Raw genomic sequence first — 18,830 nt, 5'->3', positions numbered from 1 at the left:
CACAATCTAATTAACCGATTTTATGTAGCAACGTCTTTTTATGCTCATAACGTTCTTGGCCGATTTCAATTAACCGTGTGATTAATTCAGAATAAGGAATGCCCGCTTCTTCGAACAGTTTTGGATACATACTAATGTTAGTAAAACCTGGTAATGCATTGACTTCAGTCAAAACAATCTTCTGGTCACTTTCACGTAAAGTAGAGTCAACCCGAGCCAAACCACTACATTCAGTTGCTTGGTAAACTTTTAAAGCATTAGCCCGAATTTTTTCAACAATTTCTGCTGGTAATTCGGCTGGAATCTGCAGCGTTGTGGTGGAATCATCATCATATTTATTTTCATAACTATAGAAGGTTCCCGCAGCGTTAATAATTTGACCTACCCCAGAAACAAGCGGCTTGTCATTGCCTAAAACAGCAACTTCAACTTCAGTACCATGAATCGTTTCTTCTACTAAAACTTTATCATCATACCTAAAGGCATCGGCTAAAGCTTCACGGTATTCTTTCTCGCTTGTAACATGGTGAACCCCAACAGATGAGCCTTGATTAGATGGCTTAACAAACAAGTCGCCACCCAATTTTTCGCTTACTTTTGCGTAATCACATTTAGCATTATTTTCTTCGTCATATTCAAAGCGTTTAATTGCAATCCAGTCGGCAACTGGAACACCAGCTCGTTGCGCCAAAATCTTGGTAAATTCCTTATCCATTGTTACTGCAGCAGATAAAACATCGTCACCTACAAATGGCTTATCCAAAATTCTAAATAAACCTTGCAGGCTGCCATCCTCGCCTAAGTTACCGTGGACAATTGGGAAGAAAACATCGATTTCAGGTAAATTAGCTAACTCAATTAGATTAGAAATATTAGCGACTTTGTGCGGATTTTGCACCGTATAGTGTGGATCTTTAAGTACCTTAAAAGAATCTGCTTCACTAGCCAAGTACCCGTCATTGGTAATCCAAATCGGGTGAACATCAAACTTATCTTGATCAATTGCATTATAAATATTGTGGCCTGACATAATTGAGACTTCATATTCGGATGAATTGCCACCAAAAATTAGGCCAACCTGTGTTTTCCTAGTCATTTTATTTTTACCTCTTAATTAATGTTTCTAACTTTTTAATTATACGGCAATGTAAGCCTAAAAAAGCACAAATTAGCCGAATTTTAGAAATATTTTTTTAATCCGAACCTAAATCTTAAAAAACATGAGTAATTTTTCAATTAGTTAATAGTCCGCTTTTTTTCATTGTGAAAATTCGCTTTGCTCGTAATCATTTTGACTTTTAATCCAATATTTTTTCCGAACATTATTGTTGGCTATAAAAGTCCCCAAGTTACTTGGTAAATTTTATTAATTTTAGTGGGATGCTTAGTTGGATTAGCAAAATCGTGCAGTTGGTGGTAGGCAACCGTCACCAAAACATTGTTATTACTTACAACCTGAATGCCTTCAACTTCCGTATAATAGCCTGGAATTGCCAGTTCTGTTGCGGTTGTCAAATCAACTAATTCCCAACCGGCAGCATTAACTTCGCCCCACGGAATTTTAACAATTTTACGGTCAAAGCCAGCTGTATCAGTAGACGGCTGGCTAGAAAGATAAAGATTAAACTGGTCGTTGTGATTAACAACATAATGATCAAGGGCAAATCCTTGCAAAGACCCTACCTGTCCTTGATTGCCAGATAAAGTTGGAATTTTAAAAGCGGCAAGGCATTGTACAGTTGTTATATCAACATATTTGCTGGCAGTTGTGGCATGATCTAAGGCATCATTAATTGCACTCAGGCGGTATAGTGCAAAGTAACCATTATGATCGTTATCACCGTAAGCAATCAGAAAATATTGGCCATCAGGTGAAACGGCCGCCTCGACGCGGGCAAATTGGTCACCCGCACAACCAACGCCAAAGTCGCTACCTGCATGATTCAAGTTAGCTAGCCGAGGTTGCACGCTTGTATTAGAACGATATTTTTGTGCGTGCCACAGGGAAACCCGGGCAATCTGCTTTGACCAACTCGACCACGTACTGCTCATATTAAGGTCATTTGGCTTAGTTCCCACAAAATATTGACCAAATTTATTCGCATATTCAAATGTTTGGGTATGCCCTGCAGCAGTTCCCGTCATGAACAACACCGGCTTATTTTTATTAAAGTTAACATTTTGACCATTATGGCCGCGATAAACAAAAGTATCACCAGCAACATGTTGCAAGGCATAAGTATAATTCTTGCCGATTGTTGCTTTTTGAACAACGACTTGACGCAAATCACGGTCAACCGGACCAGTAACGCCGTCCCAATCATCAAGATTACTAACCAATTTCAGTTCAACATTTCTTGCTTGTGGTATGTTTGGGTTAATCATATTTAATAAACGCTCTTTTCTACCAGCTTTTCTTAATTTTTTGTTTTGTAGCTATCTAAAGGGCTTTTTTGCCTTATAATATTTCATAGTTAGGAGGCGTCTTGAAAAATGTTACGCAAATTATCTATTATACTTACCAGCCTACTTTTCATTTTTCCATTTAGCGCTACAACTACTCACGCGGCTGATTTCACGCCAAGTGAAGCAAACCAAGTAAAGCAATTGCAACAAGAGTATGCTGCTTTAGATAAAACTCCTTTTAATGAAGATAACCTCTATGTAACTAAGCCGCAGCTCAACCGCAAATTTAAAGAAGGCGTGCTAACCCCGACTTATCTTAGTGATCAACTCGCTTACATTAATTATTATCGCGGACTTTTCGGCTTAACACCAATAGCTGAGGCCAAACAAGACAGCATTGATGCACAAAAAACGGCCGCCGTTTTGGCAACCTTAAATGCCAATCCGTTAATTAACCAGCACAACCTTCCTTATGAAAAAAGGCCGCGCAACGTTAGCAAAGCAATTTGGCAAATCGCCCGCTCCACTTCCAATTCTGCTAATCTTAACTTTAATACTCATGACCAAACTGCAGGCGATGTAATTACTGATTTAATTACTGATCGCTATAATTTATCCGGGCCAGACACAGGCCACCGTGCCTGGTTACTCTCAACTAGACTGACTACAACCGGAATCGGAGCCGCTTACGGAAAAAACGGTTATCGCTATTCTGTTCAAAAAGTTCTTAATTCAGCTGACGTCTTTCGCAAGCCAAGTCAACAGCAAGTCACTTATCCTAGTTCAGGCGTTTTTCCGCTCGAATTAGTCCAAGGACAAAACATTGCTTGGTCTTTTTATAGCTCCGATCAAGTAATTAAAGAAATTCCGCAAATTACTATTACCGATGAGGATACGCAAACCACTTATCAAGCTCAGGAAGTTCACAATTATCATAATTCCGGCTATGGCAATTTTACAACCATTATTACTTATTCTCCGGGAGCTACTCCCTTAGTTAATGGGCATGAATACCGGGTTGATATTGCGGGAATTCTTTCTTATCATTTCAAGCTCTTTCGACTAGGAAGCAACTAATTTATGACAGAAAAAAGCCACGGAAATTTTACTTCCGTGGCTTTATTTTGCTATTTTAAATACTTTGCAACTGCCTGTAATAAATCAGGTTCATTATTAACAATTGTCCCATTTAACTTAATTAGTCCCGTTGTATAAAGGTTTACGTAGTGAAATTGATTTTCAGCGATTTCACTTAGTGCAGCTAATTTTTGCTTATTATTACTGCCCTTTTGTCGTGTATCCGTGTACAGACCAATAATCGGAATTTCTTTAGCGTAGGCAATACCGATTTCGCTTGCTACCCCATTATCAATACTGAGACCATCAAGAACGGCAACCATTAAATCACTTTGAAGGAGCTTATCAGTATCGGCCTGAGCAATCATTTTTGAATCGGCATACGCTTCTTTATCATTAATTGCAGCATTTTCCTGCGGTAAATATAGATCAATTGCAGGATCTAGTTGACGAATTTTAGCTGCTAATTGGGCATTATAATTGATTTCTGCCTGAGAAAACAGAGCATTTGCAAAGTAAATTTTCATTATTAACTCCTTAGTTCGTAATTGCCTATTAAAAAAAGACAGGGTCACCTGAACAATTCACTTATTAATTAGTCAGGAGCTTTTAGAAGGTCAAGGAGTAGTTAAGCAGCTAATTTTCTTGCGCTGTAAATTCCCATAAAATGGCACTTAAAATGTAGAGGACAACCCCCACAATTACAAAATCCAAGAATATACTGCTGCTAATTTCCAAAATATAGCCAAAAACAGCAATTTCCCTGACATTAAAAACTATTGGAATAAGCGCAATTATTCCCGCAATCAGCATTAGCCAAAAACTTGCCCACATGGCCGCACCCGTAATAGTATGGGTTAACTTTTTCGAAGTCATCTCTGTGTGCAAGTCACTAATAAGCGAGCGCAAGCTGATAGCAGCCATTACTAACACAATAATATTAAGCAGTAGTAATGCCGTTGCAACATTGCTGCCCACCATCATTGTATTTAAACTGAACGCATCAACTACTTCATAAGGTGCATTACTGCCCTGCTTTTTTAATTTTTGCTGAACCAACTGAGCATCGCTTGATGCCCCTTGGTCAATATTTAAATCAATGTCGTATAAAATTTGGTTAGCTAAATTAAGATTATTAAACTTAAAAAAAGCACCCAAAGTATAATCAATAATATGATCGGCAATCGGTTGCGTTTGCTTAGTAGTCAAAAGATTGGCATTGCCATTCTTATTGGCCCCAATCTCGCTAGCAAGTGTATCAAAGTGCTTGTTGACCTGCCTAACAATGATGGCTTCATTATTGTCAGTTCTAATCTGATTCTTCATGAAAAAAGGATTGAGAAAAGTAACCGTAACCATAATAAGCGTCACAATTAGATAAATAATAAAGGACAGTACCTTTTGATATTGGTCATTCTGTTCCTGAGTTACTCTGCGCAGATCATCTCGCGCGCCATTTGCCATATTTTTCCTTCCTAACAGACGATCTCTTTTTCTTCATCAAACATCGTATCAATTGCGTGATGAATTGCTTCGATATCAGTTGATTTAATGATCTCATGACCAGCTTCAAGAGCGTGGTTAACCTGTTCTGGGGTGCAATGCAGGAAACTATACATTAATGAACTAGTAGCGTAATCTGCCAGCTGCTCGGCGGACAGACTAAATCTTTTACTGTCATGGTATAGCCGGCCAACCCCAGTTACTACAAATGCAATGCCATACTCTACTTCATTTAAATCAAAAGCATCTTCATCAAAAATTTGGTTATCTTTTACCCAGCTATTAAGCATTTGGCTCCAATTATCAAGGGTCTCGTTACTACTGAAAACTTCAGAAATAATTCGCTTGAGTCCCTTGTCATAGATTCCCAGCATCGCAATCGTATAAATAAAAGCCTTAGTTCGGGCACAAATATTGCCCTCCTTGGCATGGTTGGATTTTCTTACCTGCTCATCCAAGGTATTAAGAATATTACGAACCACGTCATCCGTTAACTTTGCTTTATGGGGATAATATGATTGAAGAAGAGATTTGGAAATCCCTGATTTTTCTGCAATCATCTGAAATGACACATTGTCCATGCCATTTTCCCTAATTAAATGAAAGGTATTACTTAAAATAATTCGTCTTCTCTTATAATTTTTCCTTCGTGCCATAATGGATTCTCCGTTCCTACGCATTTTGTTTTTTATTATACCAATGTTATAAAATAAATAAACAAAAATACATCATAGCACTAAAAAATATTGAAGCAACAACGTTTATAAGTATTTAAAAATAAAAGCCAATTATTAAATTATTTTAAGTCACTTTCACTTAACAAATGCATTGAGCGATCATTATACACATAATTAATTCCACGAGCCAAAAGCAAATCGACGGAAATCCGAACCATTCTGTCTGGATAGTGGCTGTGCTTAATTGTGTCAGTTACCACTATTTGTTCAATTGGCAATTCATTAAGCGTTTCCAGTGCATTTTGTGAAAGAAGTGCATGCGTAGCTGCAACATAAACTTTTTTAGCGCCAGCTGCTAAAACTGATTTAGTTGAAGAAGAAATGCGTGAACCTGTATCAATCAAATCATCGACAATAATACATTTCTTGTCCTTAACGTCACCAATCATGTCATGTACATCAGTGTCATAACGTTCACGACGCTGGTCAACAATTGCGATTGGCGCATCAAAGAACTGCCCAAAGTTCCGCGCTAATTTTGCTCCTGAATGATCAGGTGAAACAACAACAATATCGTCTTCTTCTTTAGTCGCAATTCCATTATCAAGGAAGTATTGCGCTAACAGCGGCATTGCGTGCAGATGGTCAACCGGAACATTATAAAAGCCTTGAATTTGCGAAGCATGTAAATCTAAAGCAATTAAATGGTCTAAGCCGGTAATCTGCAATAAATTAGCAACCAGTTTAGCTGTAATTGGTTCACGGGAACGTGTTTTAGTATCAGAACGCGAATATGCCAAGTAAGGCACAACAACGTTAATTCGGTGCGCAGAAGCGCGGTGCAATGCATCCAAGACAATTTCTAACTCCATAAAGTTTTCGTTGACTGGATCTTGAATTGACTGGATAACAAAAACGTCACATCCTCTGACGCTTTCACCAATATTAACCTGAATTTCGCCATCGCTAAAATGCTGCACAGCAGTTTCAATTAGCGGTTTTTTCAAAATCGTGGCGATCTTTTCGTTTAAAGCAGGATTACCACTTAACCCAATTAACTTCATTGGATGCATTAACTGAAGAAGTTCTTCTTTGTTCATAGCTACCTCTTTATTTAAAATACTATCTTTGCAAGTCTATTATAACCAAAAAAAGTCCCTAGTGCCTAGAAAAGGTAAAAATCAAAACAAAACGCCGAAAACTTTTTCGACGTTTTGTTAAAAAATATTTATTTAAAAAAATCTTCCATTAAATTAAGAAGTTTAAAACTTTTCACAGCATAACTTTCATGTTTCTGTCTCGGCATTACAAGAAGCTGGCCCTGCGGAATAATCTGACTGTACCAGCGAACGTGTTCTACCTTGACCCAGTCTTTTTCGCCAACAACACAATACGTTGGAATTGAGATTGCCTTTAAGCTATCAACGGACATAAAGCTTTCGGTCAATTCTACTTCACTGTCACGATTACGCCTCAAAAAGCGCAAAATTCCCTCAGTTAAGTAATGATATGGTCTAATGCCATTGCCATTGACAAATACACCGGCAACCATCAACTTTTTAAAAGCCTTTTGGTCTTGGCTTGCAAGCATCATTGCAACTAAGCCACCAGCATCAAAGCCAAAACAATAACAGCCCCGAATGCCAACCTGATCAATAAAATCAGCGACATCTTTAACTTCAGTCTGATAATGTTGCGCTATTTCGCCTTCACTTAAGCCGTGTCCGCGCATATCAAGGACATAAACTGTGTAATAAAGTCCAAGCGGGGCAATAATCTGGTCAAACATCCCGCCATCTAAGTGATGACCGTGCAATAAAAGAAGTGGTTCTCCCTTACCCAGTTTGCTGTAATATAATTCGTTACCGTTAACTTTTTCTCTCATCGCTGATCCCTTTCACTAGCCTCAAGCAGCTCTTGCTCAGAACCTTTTTCCTTTTTGTGCTCTTGCCACAAACTACGTATCATCGTTTTAAGGATAATATAATTTGCCCGAAAGTTATCAGGAATCATCTTTAAATTGAAGTTATGGACCATACTGTCTTTGCGCTGCCAATAATGGTATAGCGGCGTGCTGTCACAATAAAAGCCATCTGTTTTAGCTAAATACTGCACATTGAAAATCTGGTCTTCCATAAATGCCAAGTTGCCCATAAAGCGCAAGTGATTTTGCCGAACAACGGAAAGCTTATAACCCTTATTCCATGTGTAGCCTTTAACTGGTGTTGCTAAGAAGTGATTGTCAAATAATGATCCTAGTGGATTGCAGATAAGCTGATAACTGCGCAACTTTTCTTTCATCCCGTTTACTTTCTTCTTAGTTGCTGGCACGGAACCTTCCTTATTTTCGTAATCAAGCCAAAAACCGCAAGAAACCATTGCTGCTTCGGGATGTTCATGAAAAGCTCGGACAAAAAAGTCGGTATAACCAGAATCTACCCAATCATCACCATCGTGAAAGGTAAAATACGGCGTATCAACGTTGTCGATTCCAACATTGCGGGCATCAGACAAACCGCCATTAGGTTTATTTATAATTTTTAAGTCGTGAAAATCATTCCGGTAACTTTCCGCAATTTTTCTCGTATTATCAGTTGAACCATCATTGACAATCAACAATTTGAAATTCGGGTTGCTCTGTTTAGCCAAGTGTTCTAGTGCTCGCGGCAAATATTTTTCAACATTGTAGACCGGCATTATGACAGTTAATTCAGGTTGCTGAATCATCGCTACCTCCCTCATTGTTTTTTATTATACCATCTAAAATATTAAAAATATCGTAAACCGGATGGTCTAAAAAGCTATTTTAAACTTTTGTAATCAGCATTTAGTATAATTAATAGCAATAAACAAGGAGTTGATTATTTTATGAAAAAAGCAACAACTATTATTACTACTATTTTAACGTTATTAATCGGAACATTGGGACTATCTCTGCCCCAGCAAACAGTCAAGGCAGATGATCTTCCCGTTGTTTGTCTAGGAACTTCTTTATCGGATGGTCAGCGCAGCGGAACAGTTAAAACGCTTAGTGAGCCGTTAAACGGCAATAGTTACCAAACTATTACCATCACAGGAAGCGATTTAGTTAAATATCTTAATCCTTCGGGGGCTAACTTCACCACTAATTCTGGCGTTTGGTCCAGTGCAATGATTCAAAAGACTGCTCAAGGCAGCGGCATTAATGTCAAAATCTTGGATTATCAAGGTAAAAACAATATCACGACTATCACCGCCGATCAGTATAAAAATGCCGCACTAACGGCCGGAATTGCTGATGCAAATATCTATGTGACTAGTGCCGTGCCAATCGATGGCTCTGGTGCTTTAGCTGGTGTCTATGCTGCTTACCACAAAACCGGTGAAAGCCTCAATCAAAGTCAGGTTAATGCCGCCCAAGACGAAATGGGAACTTTAAGTAAAATTACCAAGGAAAACAAGAGTAAAGATGGTTACAGTGACGCTCAATTAAACAACGCCGTTGCCGGTGCCAAACAAGAAATGGGTAAAATTGGCAACAACATTTCTGACAGCCAAATTCGTGACATCGTTAACAATCAAATTAATATTAACCACTTAGGTGATGTTATTAACAATAACCAAAAACAGCAGATTATTAATGTTTTAATTGAAATCCGCAATTCTGGAGCCTTAAAAGACAACAAGTTTAAAGATCAAGCTGGAGCTTTATCCGATAACATCAAAAAAGATGCTAAGGGCATTTTTGACAAAGTCAATACCCCTGAAAACCGTAACTGGCTAGAACAAGCTTGGCAAAATGTAACTAATTTCTTTAGTCACTTATTTGGCGGTACAATCGTCGTCTTTAACTAATCACATTTGGTCCATAAACTTATTTAACGTATGGTCGACAAATTCATTGCCGCGGTTATTATTATGGCCCTTAGTCCATTCGAATTGGGCGCTAGGAAATTGCTCTAGCAACTGGTCCATTTCCTGCCAGCATTCTAAATTGGCAATTGCACCCGGTGTGCTCTTTTTCCAGCCCCGTTTTTTCCAACCCTTGAGCCAGCCTTTAGTGATCGGATTTAACACGTACTGAGAATCGAGGACAAACAATAATGGCTGCTGATTAAAGCCCAGTTGCAGCAACTTTTTCAAAGCTTCAATTAAGGCGGTTAGCTCCATCTTATTATTAGTAGCACCAAATTCACCATTCGAGTCATATGCCGTTTGTTTTTGGTTATGGTCATACCACTCAATTAGATAAGCCCAGGCAGCCTTGTCGGTTCCCTTCACGTGGCCGCCTTTGAAGTTGCCCGTATTGCGGGTTCCACCGTCAGTATAAATCGTGGCAAAATAGTCGCCACTAGTCTCATTTTCTGTTGCAGCATGTGTCTTTTTCTGTTTAGGCACTTGCTGCTTTTTATTAACTGTCTGACTAGCCCGCTGTATTTTGGCAATTGCTTGCTCTAAGGAGTCTTCGTCTTTTTGAAAAACCTGCTTAATTGTTGGCTGATCCCAATCCAAGTAGTCCGTTGCATCCGTAACTTTGCTAAAGGACTTATATTCGGCGTTAGGAAAACCATCAACTTGTTTTTTGGCTGCATCCCATGTGCGATAAACACCTGGTGTACGGCCTTTTTTTACGGCGTAAAATTTCATATGTACCTCTGTCACTATATTTTCGTAGTCAATGTTAAAATGTAGGTAGCTCTATTTTTAAGGTGGTATTATGTTCTTCAATACAAAAAAATATAAAGAAGAAGCTGAGAAGAACCGTAAGCACAATTTATCAAAAGAACCTAGTCGGTTCAACATGATTTCCTTAGCTATTTTAGCAACAATTGCACCAATGCGCATTTTTTTACGTCTACATAAAAGACGGATTGAAGATAATGCTACTGTTGAAAGCAAAACCGGTGACTTTGAGCAAATACCGATTATTTATTTTCACGGCTTCCGCGGCGGTGACTACACCACCAATATTATGGTTAAGCAAGCCTTAAAAGATAAAAATAATGCTAAATTTCTCAAGGTAACCGCTGATTTGCTTGGTAACTTTAAGCTTGAAGGAACATGGACGGGGGATCAAAATCCTATTGTGCAGGTAGTTTTTCGGCAGAGAATTGTCGGTGTCTACGCAATTGATTATTATCTAAGATTTATCCTGCCATTTTTGGCTAACAGGTATCATTTTAAACATTACCGTGCTGTGGCTCATTCCTTAGCTTGTCCTTGTATTGTGCGAACCGAAATGCGGACATACCACAGGAAAAATTTCCCGCGGCTAACAATGTGCGCATTCATTGCCGGTCCATTTGACGGTGTTACCTATATGGGCGATATTCCCAACGTTAACGGCCTCAATCGCAACGGTCGACCAGCGGTAATTAATTTGCACTATCTTTATTTATTATTTAGGCGTAAAAGGTTCAATCCCGATATTTCGGTTTTAAATATTTATGGTAATGTACTTGATAACACAAATAGCGATAAATTTATTTCTGTTATCTCGGCTAAAAGCATTCGCTATATTCTGGCACCACACGCCAAATCCTATCATGAGGTCGAAATTCGGGGTAAAAAATACGCCGAGCACAGCTGGATGCATGATAATCCGCTGGTAATCAGTATTATTGATAAATTTATTGGACTTAAAAAATAATCTTTTGTTTTTGGAGGAACTACGTGATTCTACTCCGCGATATTATTCGCATTATCATTATTACTAACACTATTTTAGCTTTCTACATCGTCTTTCACCGCCGGCGCTCGGTCTCAACAACTTGGGCTTGGCTAATTATCTTACTAGTTTTCCCTGTTATTGGCATTATCTTGTACGGCTTTTTTGGACGAGGTATTTCGCAGGAAAACATTTTTGCCATTAACAAGCAGCACCATATCGGACTGCGCAATGTGCAAAAGTCAATTACCAAGGCGCCGAGAAAGACCAGTCCCTCAGACACCTCAGGAAAAGCGAGCATGGTTGTCCGCTTTTTTGACCGTAACAGCGAATCGCCGCTCAGCAAAAACAATCACGTTCAGCTCTATACTGATGGTGTACCAATGTTTCGCGACATGATGCGCGATATTGAAAATGCTAAACAGACTGTCAATATTGAATTTTACACTTTTTATAATGATCAAATCGGTAACGAAATTCTTGATTTACTAATTAAAAAAGCTAAACAGGGTGTTCGGGTGCGATTACTCTATGATGCTTGGGGTTCAATGGGTGCAACCAAAACTTGGTTTGACCAGCTGCGTAAGGCCGGGGGCGAGGTTCTGCCTTTCATTACTTCACGCAATATGATTACCCGTTACCGCATCAACTACCATCTCCACCGCAAAATTGTTGTCGTTGACGGAAAAACTTCTTGGACTGGCGGGTTCAACATCGGTGATCAGTATTTGAGTCGCAAGAAAAAGTTCGGCTACTGGCGCGACAGTCAGGTGCGAATTGTCGGATCCGCGTCATTGCTTTTGCAAGAACGTTTCGTCATGGACTGGAATGCCTCAATTCAGCAAGAGGATCAGATTATTACTTTTAACACGATGCTCTTCCCTAACTTGGATGAAAATGAAATTCATCCCGGTGATGTAGCCACCCAAATTATTTCTGATGGGCCCGACCGTTACAACGCTAATATGCGTAACGGTATTATCCGGCTCATGTTTCAAGCTGAAAAACGCTTGTGGATTCAAACACCTTACCTAATTCCAGATGACGCGATGTTTGCCACGCTGCAAACAATTGCCATGTCTGGTGTTGATTTGCGCATCATGATTCCGTGCAAGCCGGATCATCCCTTCATTTACCGGGCAACGCAGTGGTATGCGAACGAATTATCTCGCTACGGCATTAAAGTTTATATTTACAATAATGGGTTTATCCATGCCAAAACCATTGTCGTTGATGACGATTTCGCAACCGTGGGCTCAATGAATCAAGATTATCGTTCTTATGACCTAAACTTTGAAGACGTGGCTGTTTTCTATGATAAAAACTTCACTAAGGAAGTTGCCAAATCATTTGAGGACGACATGCAAGTTTCTACTTTACTGACACCAGAAATGATTGAGCAGCAAGGTCGTTGGTTACGAACTCTTCAAAGTTTTTCACGGATGTTGTCACCAATTTTATAAACAAGATTAGCTGTTAATAATACTAAAGATAAAAAGGTAGCCAATTTGGCTGCCTTTTTATCTCTTTAACTTGAACAAGGTCTCATTTAGGCAATTTTTATTATGCTCACTAATCCGCAAAGTGATAGACATCTTCAACTGGATAGCGAATGGTTTTAATTTGCTCTTTCTCAGACTCATTACTTTTACCGATAGCAATCGCCATCACTGGCAGATAGATTTTCGGGTCAAGGTTGAAAGTTCTGGCAATCTTGGATTCATCGTAACCAGCAATCGGGTTAGTGTCATAACCATGGTGGCGTGCCACGAGCATAAACTGCATTGCAGCAAGTGAGCAGGACCTAATTGCGTCTGTTGCACACATATCATAGGTGCCATTTTCGTATAGGGGAAGAAAAGTCCGCAAAACTTCGTCTAACTTCTCTTTGGTTATGTGACCCTCTTCATAAGTTTTGTTCCACATTTCCCGGTATTTCTTGTAAGCATCAACACGAGCAAACATTTGAACAATCGCAGAGCAGGTATTCAGTTGCGGATCGTTAAACTTCATCATGTACTTTTTTACTTTAGCGAGACTCTCAGGTGTATCAGCAACTTCAAAGTACCAGCCCTGCAGATTGCAGCCCGACGGAGCGGTAATAGTCTCTTCGAACATTTGCTTGAATTCCTCGCGCGGAATTTTAACGTTCTTGTCAAAATTTCGAACGGAATGGCGGTTTTGAACAACATCATTAAAATCATTATTAAGCATCAGTTTCACGCTTTCTAATTTAAAAACACCAATTATAGTATAGTTTACAACATTTTGTGATATTTTTCACTTTTATAGGTAATAAAAAAGACTAGTCCTGCTTATCAGCTAAAACTAGTCTCTTGCTTGCTAAATTATTTTTATAATAAATCCTGAATTTCAATTCTAATACTGCGGTGCGCATAGCTCTTAATCGTCTCCACGATCTGAGCAACTCCCGTTGAAAATTGGAGATAATATTGCCGATTTTTCTGCGTTGTTAAAATACAAATCACAGCTTTCTTTTTCGGATTAGGCACTCTGATTAGTGTTACCAACGCAATTTCTGAATACGGTACAGTTCGGCGAAAGTAGCCCGACACAACTGCTTTTTTAGGTGCAAACCCGGTAAAGCCGTCAATAATGCTCATCACTAATAGGATCGCTAAAAAAACAGACAGGCCAGGATCACTTTTTTCAATCAGTTGCCAAGCAAAGCCAATCCAAATAAAAATTATCGCCCAAATAATTGATGAGGACCGATAATGTCCCTTTAAGTTGATGTTGGCCTGCCAGTACCAGCTATAGCAAGTATAGCCAAGCAGCAAGGCATCCAAAATAAGATAAAAACTTGCCATAAAATTTCCTCTCAATAAATATTCCTATCCATTATAACAGAACAAGGCTTTTTAGATTGCCAAACCGTTTTTTATTATTTTATATTAATTTTTACTTGCATTTTAATTAAAATAGTTGTTAAATTACTATTAACTTAAATGCAGTGATGAAGACGAGTAAATAATCTATCTCTTAAAGTGAACCGGTGCTAGTGGAAAATCGGCAGACCCTGGATTATCGAAAAACACTTCTAGCAGCACACTGAACTAGTAATTAAAGTAGGTGGTGCCGTCTCCAGTACGTTATCAAACTGGTGAAGCATGATTGTGTTTCATGAGTGGCCCAAAGTTTGGGCAATCTAGGTGGTACCGCGGAAAAAGCCTTTCGTCCTTATTTTTATTATTACGGGACAAAGGGCTTTTTCTTTGGCTCAAAAATTTGGAGGTAACTACCATGTCTTTAATTTTGCCAGAAGATTATCAACCAACTTTAACAATTCGTGACACTGAAGCCGCAATTGTCTTTATTAGAGAAAGATTCCAAGAAATATTGGGTCAAAAGCTAAACTTGCAAAGAATGTCAGCACCGCTTTTTGTCGAAAAAAGCACTGGGTTAAACGACAATTTAAATGGGGTTGAACGTCCAGTCGCTTTTGATGCTAAGGATTTGCCTGAAGATGACACAATTGAAATCGTTCATTCACTTGCGAAATGGAAACGACTGGCCCTGAAAAAATATGGTTTTGGCATGCACGAAGGTTTGTATACTAACATGAACGCTATCCGCCGCGACGAAGATCTCGATAATTTCCACTCAATTTACGTTGACCAGTGGGATTGGGAAAAGATTATTGCTAAAAAAGAGCGGACAGAAGATACTCTAAAAGAAACGGTAACTAAGATTTTTGCGGCAATTAAACAAATCGAAGCAGAATGTGCGGCTCGCTATCCTGCTTCAACTTACCGTTTACCCGAAAAGGTGCACTTCGTTACGACCCAAGAATTAGAAGACACGTGGCCAGATTTAAGTCCCGAAGAACGTGAAGATAAAATCGCCCAAAAAGAAAAAGCTGTCTTTATTATGAAAATCGGTGACAAACTAAAACGCAGCGGTGAGCCTCATGATGGCCGGGCCCCTGACTATGATGATTGGCAATTAAACGGTGACTTGATTTTCTGGTATGAACCGCTCGACCAGAAGATCGAAATCTCCTCAATGGGTATTCGTGTCAGTCCTGAAAGTTTGCACGAACAGCTGAAAAAGGCTGACTGCCTAGACCGGGAAAAATTGGCATTTCACAAGATGCTTTTAGATGGCAAACTTCCTTATACTATTGGTGGCGGCATTGGTCAATCTCGTCTATGCATGCTTTTACTTGCTAAGGCACACATTGGCGAAGTGCAAGCAAGTGTTTGGCCCCAAGAAATGATTGAGCAATGTCAAAAGCATCAGATGCAAATTTTGTAATTATGTTTAAATTCACACGTTAAGTTACTATCGTGTGAATTTTTATTTACTAAATAAACCTGGTTTAAAGTAAAAATCTTGTAGTAAACTATCACATAGTAATAATTTTGAGAAAGGTCGAAACATTTTATGATTGATTCACAGCAACTTACTGAACTCAAGGCAGATATTAACGCGGCCAAGCATATCACTTTTTTGACTGGTGCAGGCGTATCAACTCATTCTGGTATTCCGGATTATCGCTCCAAAAACGGTATCTACGACGGCGTGAGTGAGAGCCCCGAGACAATTTTAAGTGCAGACACGCTCTACAATCGGCCTGAATTTTTTTATCGGTTCGTTATGGACAACATGTATTTTCCAGAAGCTAAGCCTAACAAAATCCACCAAAAAATTGCCGAAATCTGTAATCAAAAAGGTGAATTAATTACCCAAAATGTTGATGGCTTAGATAAAAAGGCTGGCAATAAGCACGTAACCGAATTTCACGGTAGCTTATACGAAATTTATTGCACCAAATGCCACAAATCAGTTACTTATGCGGAATATGCCGACTCTTTTTGTCACAAAGAGTGTGGCGGCATTATTCGCCCTGGAATCGTTTTATACGGAGAAGCAATTAATGGCGACCGGTTAGCTCAGGCAGTTAATGCCATGCAGAGTTCTGATCTTGTCATTATTTCCGGTACTAGCTTTGTCGTTTATCCATTCGCTCAACTACTAACATACCGCCAAGCAGGCGCAAAAGTTTGGGCAATTAATAAAACCGCTATCCCGGCAAATGATATATCCGCAATTATTGGCGATGCTCTTGATGTTTTTAGCGCCTTATAAGGTCTTAGCCTAACTGGCTTGGGCTCTTGCAATCAGTAAAACAGTTTACTTATGCTAAAATAGCAAAGCAACGTGACTATCACTTGATTAAACTAGAAAAGAGAACTTTTAAATGGCAATTTTAAAATTGTATGCCCCATTCTTTAGCGCTAATAACTGGCTGCATGTTTTAACTAGCGGTAAAGACTGGCTAATTATTTTAACCTTAATTCTCATGGAATGTCTTCTTTCCGTTGATAATGCCGTTGTTTTGGCAGCACAAACTAAGGTTTTGCCAGATAAGAAGCAACAAGAAAAATCATTATTTTACGGCATGTGGGGTGCCTACATTTTCCGTTTCATTGTAATTGGAATTGGTACATACTTAATTAATTTTTGGGAAATTAAATTGGCTGGTAGTCTCTATCTTTTCTACCTCGCCATTAAGTATTTTTATGATCAGCACCATCCACAAAAAGCTGCAGCCGAAGAAAAGGCTGAAGAAGCCAAAATTGCTAGTCATCGCCCAAAAAAAGGCAAACATTTCCTATCCCTATTTTGGCGGACAGTTATTTCAATTGAAGCGATGGATATCGTCTTTTCAATTGATTCGGTTCTAGCAGCCTTAGCCGTTTCCAGTAATCCGGTCGTCGTTTTAATTGGTGGCATGATTGGAATCTTATGCATGCGAGGTGTAGCTGAGATTATCATCAAATTAATGGATATTATCCCAGAATTGCAGCCAATGGCTTATGTTCTTATTGGGATTATCGCTCTAAAACTGCTGGTTTCATTGCCACCTCTGCACTATGAATTACCTAATACCGTCTTTGCAATAATCGTTTTTGGCGTCTTGCTGTTAACCATTGCGTTTCACTTTATCCGGATTAAAAAGCACGGCCGCAAGCTATAAATTTTGCTAAGGGCAAAACTACAAAATAAAAAAGTTAAGCTGCTTTAATGGGCTTAACTTTTTTATTGGCTTTTTTAAGTAAAACAAGGCTGTTATTACTTCATTGTCTACTAATGCAAATTAACTATTTGCCCTTCAACGTATTCTTTTAAAATCACAGCTTGATTATGCAGAGGGTCCTTTGCCCCGTATAAAAATAAAACATCCTGTTCTTGCAGCTTGTTTTCAACAGTTTTAACAAACTCGGCCCCTGCTGGATTTTCCGCCAATTCTACCAGGTACTTTTGCCTAAACTCAGAAAATTTATTATCATCATGATTGAACCATTTACGTAAAGCAGTTGTCGGTCCAATTTCTTTTGCCCAACAATCAAGGTGCAACACACTTTTACTCTTACCTCTTGGCCACAAACGGTCTACCAAAATGCGGTAGCCCTCCGGCTGATCTTGAGCATATACACGGACTAGCTTTATTTTTGTCATTACATTCACCTCAATTATTATTAGTGTACTACTTTAGGAAAAAATGAATTACACAACTTATTTTACTAATCAATCAACCGAAACCATCAGTGCTGACTTAATCGGCCGGCCATTAACTTATCGCAGCAATAACCAGGTACTTGGCGGCTATATTGTCGAAACCGAAGCTTATTTGGGTGTTAAAGATCGTGCGGCACATTCATATGGCGGTCATCGTAGTCCGGCAAATGAAGGACTATATGGCCCCGGTGGAACAATCTATATTTATGCTCAGCGACAATATTTCTTTTTTGACGTAGCAACCAGACAAAAAGATGAACCGCAAGGAGTTTTAATTAGAGCAATTGAACCCATCTGGGGAATTGAACAAATGTGTTTAAACCGCTCAGGTAAAAGTGGCATTGCTTTAACCAGCGGACCGGCAAAAATGATGCAGGCATTTGGTATTCATGATAAAAAATGGGATTTACATTTTCTTAGTGATTCCCCTTTTACTATTGACTTAAACGATCGTCACCGCAAAAATGCCCAGAAAATCGCAACTAGTCCACGCATTGGTGTCAACCAGTCGGAACGCGAATGGGCTAACAAAAAATTGCGCTTTTATGTGGCTGGAAATCCATATGTTTCCCGCATGAAAAAGCGTGACTATCGCTCAGATCATGGTTGGAAATGAGATAATGATAAAATAATCTTTAAATGAAAAGATTGACAAGCCTTTGTTTTTAGCCTATTATTTTTCATAAGTTAAATAATTTCCAATGCAATAGAGGTCGCGACCATTACAAAATTATCTGGAGTGAACGAACACAAAGAAAGATAACGTAAGAATTGTCGCCGAAACAAAAAGATTTTCGTTTTGATGTTTTTGTTGGGCTGCAAAGAGAATATCTTGCAGACTGTCCTGGTTAATTCCCAGGGAGCGCTATATGATTTGTCTAAAGATGATTAATTATAACCTCGTTGTTTTGAAGAGCAACGAGGTTTTTGTTTACGCTTTTTATTGTATTGGCTTTATTTGAAACAAGATTTTC

20 protein-coding genes, 1 riboswitch and 1 other annotated feature are annotated in these 18,830 nt (G+C 38.9%); of the genes, 8 read left to right on the top strand and 12 right to left on the bottom strand.

Annotated features, from left to right (window positions below):
* Positions 1-10 precede the first annotated feature (10 nt).
* Positions 11-1,096, bottom strand: a complete 1,086-nt coding sequence (locus J3U69_RS03795) for a D-alanine--D-alanine ligase family protein (protein WP_220232655.1) — start codon at positions 1,094-1,096, stop codon at positions 11-13.
* 236 nt (positions 1,097-1,332) lie between these two features.
* Positions 1,333-2,385: a helveticin J family class III bacteriocin gene (locus J3U69_RS03790; RefSeq protein WP_267413083.1), complete on the bottom strand. Its 1,053-nt coding sequence runs from the start codon at positions 2,383-2,385 to the stop codon at positions 1,333-1,335.
* A gap of 108 nt (positions 2,386-2,493) precedes the next feature.
* Between J3U69_RS03790 and J3U69_RS03785 the strand changes: the two genes are divergently transcribed.
* Complete coding sequence (locus tag J3U69_RS03785) at positions 2,494-3,483, top strand: CAP domain-containing protein (protein WP_267413082.1); 990 nt, start codon at positions 2,494-2,496, stop codon at positions 3,481-3,483.
* Between the two features lie 50 nt (positions 3,484-3,533).
* Here J3U69_RS03785 and J3U69_RS03780 read toward each other — a convergent pair whose 3' ends face one another.
* From J3U69_RS03780 to J3U69_RS03755, 6 genes are all read right to left on the bottom strand, one after another.
* The gene (locus tag J3U69_RS03780; protein WP_220220587.1) at positions 3,534-4,010 is read right to left on the bottom strand and encodes a nucleoside 2-deoxyribosyltransferase; all 477 of its coding nucleotides are present in this window, start codon (positions 4,008-4,010) and stop codon (positions 3,534-3,536) included.
* A gap of 109 nt (positions 4,011-4,119) precedes the next feature.
* Positions 4,120-4,947 (bottom strand): hypothetical protein, encoded by an 828-nt coding sequence (locus J3U69_RS03775; protein WP_267413081.1) that lies wholly within the window; start codon positions 4,945-4,947, stop codon positions 4,120-4,122.
* A gap of 11 nt (positions 4,948-4,958) precedes the next feature.
* Positions 4,959-5,642: a TetR/AcrR family transcriptional regulator gene (locus J3U69_RS03770; RefSeq protein WP_220220585.1), complete on the bottom strand. Its 684-nt coding sequence runs from the start codon at positions 5,640-5,642 to the stop codon at positions 4,959-4,961.
* A gap of 140 nt (positions 5,643-5,782) precedes the next feature.
* Entirely contained in the window at positions 5,783-6,763 is a 981-nt protein-coding gene (locus J3U69_RS03765; RefSeq protein ID WP_103752778.1) for a ribose-phosphate diphosphokinase, read from the bottom strand.
* Between the two features lie 128 nt (positions 6,764-6,891).
* Positions 6,892-7,548, bottom strand: a complete 657-nt coding sequence (locus tag J3U69_RS03760) for an alpha/beta fold hydrolase (RefSeq protein ID WP_103752777.1) — start codon at positions 7,546-7,548, stop codon at positions 6,892-6,894.
* Complete coding sequence (locus J3U69_RS03755) at positions 7,545-8,390, bottom strand: glycosyltransferase family A protein (RefSeq protein WP_220232650.1); 846 nt, start codon at positions 8,388-8,390, stop codon at positions 7,545-7,547. Before J3U69_RS03755 ends, J3U69_RS03760 begins: the two co-directional genes overlap by 4 nt.
* Before the next feature lie 141 nt (positions 8,391-8,531).
* Here J3U69_RS03755 and J3U69_RS03750 point away from each other — a divergent pair, with 141 nt between their 5' ends.
* Positions 8,532-9,497, top strand: coding sequence for a DUF1002 domain-containing protein (locus J3U69_RS03750; protein ID WP_220220583.1), 966 nt, complete (start codon positions 8,532-8,534; stop codon positions 9,495-9,497).
* Here the strand turns inward: J3U69_RS03750 and J3U69_RS03745 are convergent, their stop codons facing one another.
* Positions 9,498-10,289, bottom strand: a complete 792-nt coding sequence (locus J3U69_RS03745; protein ID WP_267413080.1) for a ribonuclease H family protein — start codon at positions 10,287-10,289, stop codon at positions 9,498-9,500.
* 70 nt (positions 10,290-10,359) lie between these two features.
* On the opposite strand from J3U69_RS03745, the gene J3U69_RS03740 reads away from it, so the two are divergent.
* Together J3U69_RS03740 and cls are read left to right on the top strand one after the other, a co-directional pair.
* Positions 10,360-11,292, top strand: coding sequence for an alpha/beta hydrolase (locus J3U69_RS03740; RefSeq protein WP_103752773.1), 933 nt, complete (start codon positions 10,360-10,362; stop codon positions 11,290-11,292).
* Positions 11,293-11,315: 23 nt separating this feature from the next.
* Positions 11,316-12,773: a cardiolipin synthase gene (gene cls, locus J3U69_RS03735; RefSeq protein WP_103752772.1), complete on the top strand. Its 1,458-nt coding sequence runs from the start codon at positions 11,316-11,318 to the stop codon at positions 12,771-12,773.
* Positions 12,774-12,882: 109 nt separating this feature from the next.
* On the opposite strand, the gene J3U69_RS03730 is transcribed toward cls, so the two are convergent.
* Positions 12,883-13,524 (bottom strand): nitroreductase family protein, encoded by a 642-nt coding sequence (locus J3U69_RS03730; RefSeq protein WP_220220580.1) that lies wholly within the window; start codon positions 13,522-13,524, stop codon positions 12,883-12,885.
* 140 nt (positions 13,525-13,664) lie between these two features.
* Positions 13,665-14,141 (bottom strand): hypothetical protein, encoded by a 477-nt coding sequence (locus tag J3U69_RS03725; RefSeq protein WP_103752770.1) that lies wholly within the window; start codon positions 14,139-14,141, stop codon positions 13,665-13,667.
* A gap of 134 nt (positions 14,142-14,275) precedes the next feature.
* Positions 14,276-14,516 (top strand) — a binding site (T-box leader).
* A gap of 58 nt (positions 14,517-14,574) precedes the next feature.
* On the opposite strand from J3U69_RS03725, the gene asnA reads away from it, so the two are divergent.
* From asnA to J3U69_RS03710, 3 genes are all read left to right on the top strand, one after another.
* Complete coding sequence (asnA, locus tag J3U69_RS03720; RefSeq protein WP_220220579.1) at positions 14,575-15,588, top strand: aspartate--ammonia ligase; 1,014 nt, start codon at positions 14,575-14,577, stop codon at positions 15,586-15,588.
* A 129-nt stretch (positions 15,589-15,717) separates the two neighbouring features.
* Positions 15,718-16,422, top strand: coding sequence for an NAD-dependent protein deacylase (locus J3U69_RS03715; RefSeq protein WP_267413079.1), 705 nt, complete (start codon positions 15,718-15,720; stop codon positions 16,420-16,422).
* Between the two features lie 112 nt (positions 16,423-16,534).
* Positions 16,535-17,314: a TerC family protein gene (locus J3U69_RS03710; RefSeq protein ID WP_103752767.1), complete on the top strand. Its 780-nt coding sequence runs from the start codon at positions 16,535-16,537 to the stop codon at positions 17,312-17,314.
* 110 nt (positions 17,315-17,424) lie between these two features.
* On the opposite strand, the gene J3U69_RS03705 is transcribed toward J3U69_RS03710, so the two are convergent.
* A complete protein-coding gene (locus J3U69_RS03705; protein WP_267413078.1) occupies positions 17,425-17,796 on the bottom strand; it encodes a DUF488 domain-containing protein in 372 nt (123 codons plus the stop codon).
* A 43-nt stretch (positions 17,797-17,839) separates the two neighbouring features.
* Here J3U69_RS03705 and J3U69_RS03700 point away from each other — a divergent pair, with 43 nt between their 5' ends.
* A complete protein-coding gene (locus J3U69_RS03700) occupies positions 17,840-18,472 on the top strand; it encodes a DNA-3-methyladenine glycosylase (RefSeq protein ID WP_103752765.1) in 633 nt (210 codons plus the stop codon).
* An 83-nt stretch (positions 18,473-18,555) separates the two neighbouring features.
* Positions 18,556-18,732, top strand: a riboswitch (Lysine riboswitch).
* Positions 18,733-18,830: the final 98 nt, after the last annotated feature.

Origin of the sequence: Lactobacillus sp. B4026 (assembly GCF_026535825.1) — a bacterium.
Lineage (GTDB): Bacteria > Bacillota > Bacilli > Lactobacillales > Lactobacillaceae > Lactobacillus > Lactobacillus panisapium.
This window is presented reverse-complemented; position numbering and strand designations above follow the sequence as displayed.